The 11,670-nt window shown below is 38.3% G+C and carries 9 protein-coding genes; 5 read left to right on the plus strand and 4 right to left on the minus strand.

Going from position 1 to position 11,670, the window contains the following annotated elements; genetic code table 11:
- Positions 1 to 54: 54 nt before the first annotated feature.
- The 4 genes from P176_RS0116365 to P176_RS0116380 form a co-directional block, all read right to left on the minus strand.
- Positions 55 to 837 carry a S1/P1 nuclease gene (locus P176_RS0116365; RefSeq protein ID WP_026755718.1) on the minus strand — a complete coding sequence of 261 codons (783 nt, stop codon included), beginning with the start codon at positions 835 to 837 and terminating at the stop codon, positions 55 to 57.
- Positions 838 to 912: 75 nt separating this feature from the next.
- Positions 913 to 2,274, minus strand: coding sequence for a DEAD/DEAH box helicase (locus P176_RS0116370; RefSeq protein ID WP_026755719.1), 1,362 nt, complete (start codon positions 2,272 to 2,274; stop codon positions 913 to 915).
- 49 nt (positions 2,275 to 2,323) lie between these two features.
- A complete protein-coding gene (locus tag P176_RS0116375; RefSeq protein ID WP_037349002.1) occupies positions 2,324 to 2,965 on the minus strand; it encodes a hypothetical protein in 642 nt (213 codons plus the stop codon).
- A gap of 368 nt (positions 2,966 to 3,333) precedes the next feature.
- The gene (locus tag P176_RS0116380; protein WP_026755721.1) at positions 3,334 to 3,930 is read right to left on the minus strand and encodes an outer membrane beta-barrel protein; all 597 of its coding nucleotides are present in this window, start codon (positions 3,928 to 3,930) and stop codon (positions 3,334 to 3,336) included.
- 233 nt (positions 3,931 to 4,163) lie between these two features.
- Here P176_RS0116380 and P176_RS0116385 point away from each other — a divergent pair, with 233 nt between their 5' ends.
- The 5 genes from P176_RS0116385 to P176_RS0116410 all read left to right on the plus strand — a co-directional run bounded on the left by P176_RS0116385 (position 4,164) and on the right by P176_RS0116410 (position 11,668).
- Positions 4,164 to 5,468 (plus strand): anthranilate synthase component I family protein, encoded by a 1,305-nt coding sequence (locus P176_RS0116385; protein WP_026755722.1) that lies wholly within the window; start codon positions 4,164 to 4,166, stop codon positions 5,466 to 5,468.
- Positions 5,469 to 5,631: 163 nt separating this feature from the next.
- Complete coding sequence (tilS, locus tag P176_RS0116390; protein ID WP_026755723.1) at positions 5,632 to 6,951, plus strand: tRNA lysidine(34) synthetase TilS; 1,320 nt, start codon at positions 5,632 to 5,634, stop codon at positions 6,949 to 6,951.
- A 47-nt stretch (positions 6,952 to 6,998) separates the two neighbouring features.
- Entirely contained in the window at positions 6,999 to 8,621 is a 1,623-nt protein-coding gene (gene ade / locus P176_RS0116395; RefSeq protein ID WP_026755724.1) for an adenine deaminase, read from the plus strand.
- An 87-nt stretch (positions 8,622 to 8,708) separates the two neighbouring features.
- Positions 8,709 to 10,580 carry a CocE/NonD family hydrolase gene (locus P176_RS0116400; protein ID WP_026755725.1) on the plus strand — a complete coding sequence of 624 codons (1,872 nt, stop codon included), beginning with the start codon at positions 8,709 to 8,711 and terminating at the stop codon, positions 10,578 to 10,580.
- Positions 10,581 to 10,690: 110 nt separating this feature from the next.
- Entirely contained in the window at positions 10,691 to 11,668 is a 978-nt protein-coding gene (locus P176_RS0116410; protein ID WP_026755726.1) for a YheT family hydrolase, read from the plus strand.
- The last annotated feature ends 2 nt before the right edge of the window (positions 11,669 to 11,670 follow it).

Consider the following 11,670-nt stretch of genomic DNA (forward strand, 5'->3'; position numbering starts at 1 on the left):
TTCACAAAAAAAAGCGGAACAGAAATTTTATACATCTGTTCCGCTTTTTTTTGTTTAGAAAATGTCGTTTAAAACTTTTGCTAAGCGAATGCCCGCCTTTTGCATTTGCAGCCGTGCCACATCTAAATATTTGAATGAATATTCAGACTTTAGGTGATCCCCTTCCTTAACATTTTGATAGACATCATTGGTGAGTTTGTGGGTCTCTGCAATCCAATCTAAAATGTCGCCTTCTTGTAGGTCTTCAATTTCGGCTTTAGAAAGAAAAAATGCATTATCCGATAATTCAGAATAGCTCATATCATAGCTATCAATCATTTTAGAGTCCCAAACGCTATGCATGTTGGTATCTCGGTAATTCCATTTCACGTCAAGATCATTACCGCCGCGATCCTCTTTTAGACCTAAATGCATGGGTTGGTGCAGGTCGCCTATAAGATGAATCAACATTTTTAAATAAAAGGTTTTATCTGTTTGGGAGGCCTTATCATCGGTAAGTATTTGTTTGCAGTAGTTAATACCAGTAAAGAGATCACCTTCAGGATTTTTATCGGCCGCTTCATAGGTAGAGTCTAAAGGCATATTGAGATAATGCCATGGTTTAAATTGGTCGTAACTATGGTCAAACTTAATCTCATCAGCATAAGTTGCTGTTAGAGCCAATGACTGGTGGCCCAATAAGAAGTTGATCTGTTTCTTGGTGTCTTTATCCAAGTATTGCTCTGCAATGGCACCAACAACACGATGCCCCGTTTTGCCCCAAGTAGGATTGGTATTGGCATGAGACACATAAAAAAATGAGATAAAAAGTAATAGGATTACAGGTTTTGAGGTCATACTATAAATTTGAGGGTTATACTGAGTTTACGGTTCCATTTAAATCAATAATAGATAAAAGCAATGCTGTGGTTATTAGCGTTTGTTCCGCTTGTTATAATTTTTGTCACCACGAGTTTTTGGTTTTTTATACTTGGCTTCTATTTTGGCTTTGTAGCTGCCGCCAAGATTCTCTTTTCGGTTCTTTTCCTTTTTCTCATGATAGGCTTCACCATCACTATCATGTTTACCTGGTTTGATGGGGTTGTTGCGCTCTTTTATTTGAGGACGCTCTTCGGCAATAAGTTCTTTAGAAATTTCAACCGCTTCTGGAATCTCCAGTACCTCAATCTCCTCGTGCATATAGGCTTCAATCAGTTCTATAAACGGCTGTTCTTTTTCTGTGGAAAAAGTAATGGAATGTCCCTGCTGTTCTGCACGTCCTGTTCTACCAATACGGTGCATGTAATTTTCTGGATAGTTGGGCGTATCAAAATTGATCACATGACTCACATTTTCAATATCCAAACCACGAGCCATAACATCTGTAGCAATCAAAATTCTGTTTTCTCCAGCTCTAAATTGTTCGATGCTTCGCAATCTATAATTCTGGGTCTTATTGGAATGAATGATACACGCTTCAGAAGGATATAGGGCCTCAACAGATTCAAACAACAAATCGGCCATTTTTTTAAAGGCAACAAATACCAATACTTTATGGTAGCTTTCTTTATCCCTAAGCAAATGATCTAACAAATTGACCTTGGTGTAAAAATTAGGGACGTCATAGCGTTCCTGATGTATGTTATGCAACGGTGTTCCAGATACCGCAATCGTAATGCGTTCTGGTTTGATGAAAAAGTCTGAAATTAGGGCATCAACGTCGTCTGTCATGGTCGCAGAAAACATGATATTCTGTCTGCGCTCTGGTAAAACGTCAAAAATGTTAAGCAACTGGTGTCTAAAACCAAGATCAAGCATCACATCTACCTCGTCAATCACCAATTTTTGGATGGATTTTAATTGAAGTACATGGCTTACGGCCAAATCAAACAACCGACCGGGTGTGGCCACAATAATATCCTGACCTTGTGCTACTGCTTGTTTTTGGGTATTGATATTGGTACCACCATAAACACCTAAGACGCGCACATTGATATATGCGGCCAGTTTTTCTATTTCATCTACGACCTGTACAACCAGCTCACGGGTTGGCACAAGAATTAGTATTCTTGGGTTTTCTTGCTTAGAAAATTTTAAGTGCCTTAAGATGGGTAACATGTAGGCAAAGGTTTTACCTGTACCCGTTTGCGCAATGCCCACCATGTCTTTGCCAGAGGCAACAACATTAAAAGCTTGCGATTGAATAGGGGTAGGGCGCTCAAAACCTAAATCGCCTAAAGCATTGTATAAAGGCGTGTTGAGATTTAAGTCTTGAAAGGTGGGTTGCTGTTCCATTTGGCAAAAGTACTATTATAAACTATCGAATACTATCTACTCATCAGGTTTATTTTAGCATACTGGTAACTTGGGACTCCCAATTATCAGAGGTTTCTGTCCAATCTGTAGTCACTTCGTAAAGCAGGAGATCTTGTTTTTCTGTGGGATTGTATATTGGTCCAACAGCTAGGGTGTAAGATTTAGATTCATTTTCTTCGCCCAAATATTTGGCCGATGCTCCAATATAAATTTCTCCATCAATTTCTATATTCCCTAACAAGGATATGGTATAACCATATTCAACTATACTTTCCATATAGTTTTCAATAGATAGTTTCGCAAAATTTTCTTTTTCTAAGAACACCTTGGGTATTTTAAAGATTTTTCCAACGTCATAATAGGCTTTCATAACGTCAAATCTTGAAGTAGTATTTTGATATAGACTGTCTAAAACATCATTTTGAATGGACAAATTACTTTTGATTCGAGCTATTACAGCATTGGTTTTAAGCCATAAATTATCGTTTTGGTCTAATATTTCCTCAGTAAAATAATCAGTAATGCTGTCATTTTGATAATGGGGCATTAAGGACAAATAACTAAGAACGCCCTGGGTGTTTTGATAATTGTAAGAGGTAGTGTCTTTATCATCTTCAATATAACTTGTAAGATCCTGCTGGGCATATTGAAAAAATATAGTCGAAATCATATTGAGGATCATTAGGTTGATGTTCTTTTTCAGAAAGCGTGCTTGCTATGATGTCTAACACAGAATCTCTGAAATCATCTATTTTAATGAGTTCTATAAACCTCAGGATTAGCTTGCCACATAAATTCGGTTTTATTTTTTACCGAAGTGATGTTGCACAACTCAGCACCTTCTAGGTTTTATTTTGATTTGCAAGTAGTCGTTACGTAGAGTAAGCATGTTATTTCATTTTTCGGAAATATACAATTCAAATTTTTTATTTTGTGATATTTTGTCCTACAAGGTTTCAAAAACCTTGTAGGAGATTAGCATATTTATTTACTAGAAAAATATTCTTTGACGCTATTAACACAAATGATTATTGCTTTTTATAATAATACTGTGAATCCAAAGTAGAGACTCGATGTACTAAAATTGAAGCCAAAAGAATTACTATTTCGATTTTCTGTATTTGGTTTATCAGAAGCATTAAACTCTTCATTAATATTGTTATAACCGAGGGATCCAAAATTAGCGTGCACTAAAAATTTGTTCGTGAGTCTATAATTTATTCCTGGTCTTATAATGATAGAAAAGTTTTCTCTTCTAGTGTCGCTATTAAAATCAGTATTAGTATTTTCAGAGTTAGAATTGCCTCTTGAAAATCCAGTTTCGGCAGCTAAATGCAATGCTAGTTTTTTGCTTACAGGAAGAAACTTCTTTGCGTAGGCAAGAATACCGTAAGAATTGGATTTCGAAAAAATCGTATTCGTATTTGATTCATTTATAATCTCTCTGTCATATTTTGAGTAATTATAAGAAAGACCTAAACCTAAAATTAAATTATCATTAAGCGCATATCCAATTTTAGGTGCAATACTAAAATTGAAGGTGTTGTTATCATAATCAGTTGAATTGTTGTTGTCATCATCATTTCTCAGATTTAAACTAAGATCACCTGCAATATTCCATGTGCCTTTTTTCAATTAAAAAATTTTCGTTTTGTTCTTGACAAAAAATTAAGCTGGTAAATAAAAACATTACTACTGTAATTGATACTTTCATAATTAGAGTGTTTAACTTGTTAGTAATTTTTTGTGAATCAATAGTTGTGCCTAAACATTATTAATCAAAAAAAATTCCTTTTTAAAATACTTCAGTGTCGAAATAACTTTCTCCCAATTTTTTATTTCGGTAAATTGCAGCAATTATTTTTCTATTGAGGACAGTACAAATTCATCAGCCTAAAAACATTGAGAACTTTAAGCAAAACCTATTGCTTTGGAGCCAACAGTTCAATGAGGTACTGTGGTTAGATGGCAATGCTTATGACCTGATGAACTCAAAGTATGACGCTGTTTTGGCGGTAGATGCACTCACAGTAATTCAAACCGATGCCTATGGCGCATTTGAACAGTTAAAGGAATTTCAAACGATTACGAAAGATTGGATCTTTGGATATTTGTCTTATGATTTAAAGAATGATGTCGAAAAATTAGCCTCAAAAAATAAGGACAGGCTCCAATTTCCAGAACTGTTTTTCTTTCAACCCAAAAAACTCTTCCTTTTAAAAGGAGACACTTTAGAAGTACAGTATCTCAATCTCGTGGCCGATGAATGGCAGCAAGATCTTGTTGCTATTGAGGCACAAGAGGTAAACCTGAAACATGCTTCAAAGGCTAACATCAACATACAGCCGCGTATTAAAAAGCAGGATTATCTTTTAAAGGTAGAGGAGATGCTCACCCACATTCATCGTGGCGATATTTATGAAGCTAATTTTTGCATGGAGTTTTTTGCAGAAGCAGCTGAAATTAATCCGTTGGCCATATACCAAAGTCTCAATGCGATTTCTACGCCACCATTTGCCTCTTTTTTTAAGAATTATGATCAATTTGCAATGTCGGCATCACCTGAGCGCTATATCAAGAAAGAAGGTTTAAAAGTGGCGTCGCAACCAATCAAAGGTACGGCAAGGCGGTCTTCAAATACCAATGAAGATCAATTACTGAAACAACAGCTTTCCGAAGATATAAAAGAACGCAGTGAAAATGTAATGATTGTTGATCTGGTTCGTAATGACCTCTCCAAAACAGCGCTCAAAGGCACCGTAACTGTAGAAGAGTTGTGTAAGGTGCATACCTTTAAGCAGGTGCATCAAATGATTTCTACGGTGAGCTCTCAAATAGGCCCAGACGTTCATCCCATTGATGTGCTACGAACAACGTTTCCTATGGGCAGCATGACCGGCGCTCCCAAAATCTCGGCAATGACTATTATTGAGGCCTTAGAAGAGAGCAAGCGCGGACTCTATTCTGGAGCCATGGGCTACATCACGCCAGAAGGCGATTTTGATTTTAGTGTGGTGATTCGCAGTATACTTTATAATGCCTATGAGAACTATGTGTCATATACAGTGGGAAGCGCCATCACTTCTAAGAGTGATCCTGAAAAAGAGTTTGAGGAATGTCTATTGAAAGCCAAGGCTATGCGCGAAGTCTTGGAGAACAGTTCCGTTCTTTAAGAAAATGCCACTTTGCTTTATTTTAGGCGATGTGTTTACCAGAAACATAACTCAAGGCACTATTTTTAGCATTGAATAATAGCTCAACCACACTTGCAAGTTCCATTTTCTAATTTTACCAACTTAGCGCCACTTAATATCCAAATTTCAATAACTTTGAAACGTGCGCAATCGTTTTGAAGATTATATAAAAAAGAAGTTGAGTTTTCTTGAAGAAAGCAAACTGCTCATTGCCATTTCTGGCGGATTGGATAGTGTGGTGCTCACGCAGTTGTGCCATAGTTTAGGCTTGGACTTTGCTCTGGCCCATTGTAATTTTAATCTCCGCGGAACAGAGAGCGATGAAGATGAAGCCTTTGTCTCAGAATTGGCAGACCATCTTGACGTGGAGCTTTTTATACAACATTTCGAAACGGAAGTCTATGCCAAAAATCAAAAGCTCTCCATTCAAATGGCAGCGAGAGCCTTGCGTTATGACTGGTTTTCTCAATTGGCACACGATTTAAGTTTTGATTACATCTTGACCGCCCATCATGCCGATGATAATCTTGAAACGGTGCTAATCAATCTTACCAGAGGTACCGGTTTAACTGGTTTAATGGGAATTCCAGAAGTCAATGAGAGACTTGTTAGGCCATTGTTGCCCTTTTCTAGGGAGCAATTAGAAGCCTATGCCCGATCAAATCAGTTGAAATGGAGAGAAGATAGCAGCAATGCGTCTCACAAATACCTTCGGAATAAACTGAGACATCAAGTCATTCCTATTCTAAAGGACCTCAACAGTGACCTTCTTGAAAACTTTAAAACAACCTTAGAGAATCTAGGTGATACTGCAGACATCGTAGAAGAGAGCTTAAATGCGGTAGCAAAACGCGCTATTGAAACCATGGATGAGCATCAAGTACATTTTAAGGTTTCAGAATTTAAAAAAGTCAACAACCCAAAAGCATACCTCTATGAAATGTTTAAGGCCTACGGCTTTTCAGCTTGGGATGATGTGGTTGCTTTGCTTGATGCCCAATCGGGTAAATATGTACTGTCTGACACGCACCGATTGCTTAAGGACAGAACGCACCTCATTTTAACCTCCCGAGAAGATTCCGAAGCAACACAAACAACGCTACTTGTTGAAAAAAATGATAACAACATCGTATTACCCATAGGCACATTAGTGTTTGAAAAGGTAGAAGGTGTTGGAGAAGCTCATGACAATTGCATTTTTGTAGATCAGGATAAACTCGAGTTCCCGTTAAGCGTAAGACCATGGGAGCAAGGGGACTATTTCCGACCATTTGGGATGAAAGGGAAGAAGAAACTTAGTAAATTCTTTAAGGACGAAAAATTATCCTTGGTAGAGAAAGAACACACTTGGGTGTTGTGCTCTGCAACAGACGTGGTTTGGGTCCTTGGGCGACGAGCAGATGATCGTTTTAAAGTCACGAAAGCCACCAAGCACATCTTAAAAATGAAAGTCATAAAGTAGAATAGGGCTCGGTTTAAGAGCTTTATTTTTTCTGAATAAAAGCATACATGAAAAAGATTCAAGGTCAAATCGTAGACATTAACAACCAACGCATATTTAAAGGAGAACTGACCATTTCCGAAGAAAAAATCGTCGCTATTACAGAAAAGGAGCATGATGTAGACACCTTTATCATCCCTGGTTTTATAGATGCGCACATCCATATTGAAAGTTCAATGTTGGTGCCAAGTGAGTTTGCGAAAATTGCAGTGAATCACGGTACTGTGGCTACGGTTTCAGATCCTCATGAAATTGCCAATGTTTTAGGGGTTGAAGGCGTACGCTTTATGATTGAAAACGGAAAGCAAGTCCCTTTAAAATTCAATTTTGGAGCGCCATCTTGCGTACCTGCAACCTCTTATGAATCTGCCGGTGCGGTTATAGACGCTGAAGGCATTAAAGCCTTATTGGCAGACCCAGAAATCAAATATTTAGCCGAAATGATGAACTACCCTGGGGTGTTGTTTGATGACCCTGAGGTTCTTAAAAAAATAGCATGGGCAAAACACTACAACAAACCTGTAGATGGCCATGCGCCTGGCGTGTTGGGTGATGATATTACCAAATACATCAATGCGGGCATCTCTACAGATCATGAATGTTTTACCTACAAGGAAGGCCTAGAAAAACTTCAGAAAGGGATGAAAGTACTCATTAGAGAGGGAAGTGCCGCCAAGAATTTTGAAGCCTTAATTGATCTGCTGCCAGAATATTATAAAAACATGATGTTTTGCAGTGATGATAAGCATCCCGACGATTTGGTATTAGGGCACATCAACCAGCTATGTGCTAGGGCAGTGGCTAAGGGGATTGATGTTTTTAAGATTCTGCAAGTGGCCTGTTTAAACCCAATAGCCCATTATGGTCTTGATGTAGGGCATTTGAGGGAAGGTGATCCGGCAGATTTCATCATTGTCAAAGACTTAAAACAATTTGAGGTATTGCAAACCTACATTAACGGAGAATTGGTAAGTGACAATGGTAGGTCCTTAGTAACATCAGTCCCATTTGAAAACCTTAACAATTTTAAAACAGACTTAAAAAAGGAAATAGATTTTAAAATTTCCGCAGAACATAAAAACATAAGAGTTATTGAGGCTTTAGAAGGACAGTTGGTAACTAGCGAACTGGTTTTAGAAGCGACCATTAAAGAGGGGTATCTGGTTTCTAATACCGCTACCGACATCTTAAAGATGGCTGTCGTCAACCGTTATCAAAACAAAGCGCCTGCTGTGGCTTTTATTAAAAATTTCGGTTTAAAAGAGGGTGCCATTGCCTCTTCAGTGGCTCACGACTCGCATAATATTATTGTGGTGGGCACGTCTGACGCGATGATCTGCAAGGCTGTTAATCGCATCATTGAACATCAAGGAGGTATTTGTGCTGTAAGGCCTACCAAGCAAAAAAGCCTGGCGCTTCCTGTAGCCGGGATCATGAGTGATTTAGATGGGCACACAGTTGGCAAACACTATGCGCAATTAGACCAAATGGCTAAAGACATGGGGAGCACTTTAAAAGCGCCGTTTATGACCTTATCTTTTATGGCGTTACTCGTGATTCCTGCTTTGAAATTAAGTGATAAAGGCCTGTTTAATGGTAAGGAATTTAGATTTACACCGCTTCAGGTTTAAAAAAAGTATCATGATATTAGCGTCTCAAATCCCATCCGATTAAAAATCAAACTAACAATCGTTACCTTTATAGTTTTAAAATAGCTTATGAAAACAATTTACTTTTACGTATTCGCTGTAATCTTTACATTACATCCCGTATTTGCTCAAGATGCGGTCACCCAACAAACAGAAACTTATAATGTTGAAGACCACTACACCAAGCAGGAGGTCATGATTACAATGCGGGATGGCATCAAGCTCCACACCACAATTTATTCGCCCAAAGACAGGTCGCAAACTTACCCAATGCTCATGATGCGAACGCCTTATAGCTGCAAGCCTTATGGTGAAGGTGAGTTTAAGGAAAACATAGGTCCTAATCGCTATTTAATGAAAGAAGGCAATATCATGGTCTATCAAGATGTGCGTGGCCGATGGAATAGTGAAGGGGTTTATGATAATATGAGAGCATTTATTCCCAATAAAAAAGGAAAACAATTTGATGAGGCCAGTGATACTTACGATACTATTGAATGGTTAGTCAATAACGTTGAAAATAATAACGGCAAGGTAGGGACTTGGGGAATTTCGTACCCAGGGTTTTATGCCACTTATTCAGTTTTATCAGGTCATCCTGCGCTTAAGGCAGCATCTCCGCAAGCTTGTATAGGCGATTTCTTTTTTGATGATTTTATCCACAATGGCGCATTTTTACTGAGTTATTGGAGAGCAACTTCTGTTTTTGGATATATGAAAGAGACCCCTGTGAAAGAGGCTTGGTATCAATTTCCGGAGATAACTACCGAAGATCAATATCAATTTTTCTTAGATGCGGGTCCGTTAAGTAATTTAAACAGTTATTATGGTGATGAGAATGTGTTTTGGAATCAAATTAAAGCACATCCCAATTATGATGAATTTTGGCAAAGTCGTGGTATCATCCAGCACTTAAAAAAGGTAAAACCTGCAACCATGATTGTTGGCGGATTGTTTGATGCAGAGGATTTATATGGTCCGTTTTCAACCTATAAAAGCATTGAAGCGAATAGTAATAACTCTAATATCGTCGTCTTCGGCCCTTGGAGTCATGGCGATTGGGCTAGAACGTCTGACCGACAAGTGATTGGAAACATGTATTTTGGAGACAGTATTTCTGATAGTTTTCAAAAGAACATAGAGACCAAATTCTTTAACCATTTTCTAAAAGGTGATACTAAGGAAGCGCTAGACTTGCCAGAAGCCCAAATGTTTGATACCGGTAAAAAAGAATGGGTAAGTTTTGAAACATGGCCTCCAAAAAACGCTAGTAAAGAAAGTTACTTCATGCAGCCTTATCAAAAATTGACCAAGCAGGCCAACCGCATGATCGCCACATCAGACTTTGTGAGTGATCCTAAAAAGCCAGTGCCGTATTCCGAAGATGTTAAAATGGTGTTTACGCCAAGAAAGTTTATGACAGATGATCAACGTTTTGCCGCCAGACGCCCAGACGTCTTGGTCTTTGAAACCGAGATTTTAGAGAACGAGATCACCTTAGCTGGAGAGATTATGGCCAAGCTAAACGTGGCAACCACCGGCACTGCTGCCGATTGGATTGTGAAGGTGATTGATGTTTTTCCTGGTGATACCGAAAATACGGCAGATGTGCAAGATCATCTCAAACTAAGCAATTACCACATGATGGTGCGCAGCGAAGTCATGCGAGGGCGCTTTAGAAACAATATGAGTGCTCCAGAGCCTTTTGTGCCCAATCAAAAAACGGCAGTGAACATCAAATTACAGGATGTATGTCACACCTTTAAAAAAGGACACAAAATTCAGATACAAATACAAAGTACCTTTTTTCCTTATATAGATGTGAATCCACAAACCTATGTAGACAATATCTTCGAAGCAAAAGCAGAAGATTTTAAAACCCAGACTCATAAAGTGTATAATGATTCTTCTATTGAGTTTTCAGTTTTAAAAACCAATTAAAGCGCTGTCTAGAGACTCAAAAGAACATAGAACAAGAGGTTCAAACCACATTAAAAAAGCATTGACCTCTTGTTGCCAACTAGTGCCACAGCCAACCGATACATGAACCAATGCCAATTTTAGAACCCACCTACAAACCACCGTTCCAATTTAAAAACGGCTTTATGGCCACCGTGTACTCGGGTTTGGTTAGAAAAGTAAACTTAAAACAGGAGCGAGAACGCATTGAGACACGTGATAAAGATTTTCTCGATTTAGATTGGAGCTTCGCCTCAAAACCATCTCATAGCGTCATTATCTTATTGCATGGTTTAGAAGGGCATGCACAGCGCCCATACGTAACCGGTGTGGCTAAATTGTTCAACCAAAACGGGATTGATGCGGTTTGTGTCAATTTTAGAGGCTGTAGTGGTGAAGATAATAGGTTTTATAGAAGTTACCATTCTGGAGCTACCGATGATTTGGATGATGTGGTACAGCATTGCATTCAGCAAAAAGGCTACGCCAACATCTATATAAAAGGCGTGAGTCTCGGCGGAAATATCACACTCAAATACTTGGGCGAGGGCAGGGCAGTGCCCAAAGAAATCAAGGCTGCGATTGCCGTATCAGTACCTGTGTTTTTGGATGGTTCTGCCAGCGAATTGCATAAAATGAAAAATAGGGCTTTTGCCACTCGTTTTAGAAAACACCTTTTAGATAAACTCAGGGTTAAAATGAAGCATTTTCCTGAAAAACTAAATGAAAAAGCGATTGCTTCAATTAAAACATTAAGAGAATTTGATGAGTTTTATACGGCAAAAGCCCATGGTTTTAAGGATGCAGCAGATTATTACGAGCAATCGAGCAGCTTACAATTCTTAAAAAATATTGAAGTGCCTACCTTAATAATTAATGCACTCAATGACTCCTTTTTGTCTTCAGAATGTTACCCTGTAAAAGCGGCAAAACACAATGACAATCTATATTTAGAAATGCCTAAATATGGGGGGCATGTTGGGTTTATTCAGATGAATAATATTTACTACAACGAAAAGCGAGCTTGGGAATTTGTAAATACCCATAAAAATAGTTTCTTAGTAGAATAGAA

It is taken from the genome of Sediminibacter sp. Hel_I_10, from assembly GCF_000688335.1.
Classification (GTDB): domain Bacteria; phylum Bacteroidota; class Bacteroidia; order Flavobacteriales; family Flavobacteriaceae; genus Psychroserpens.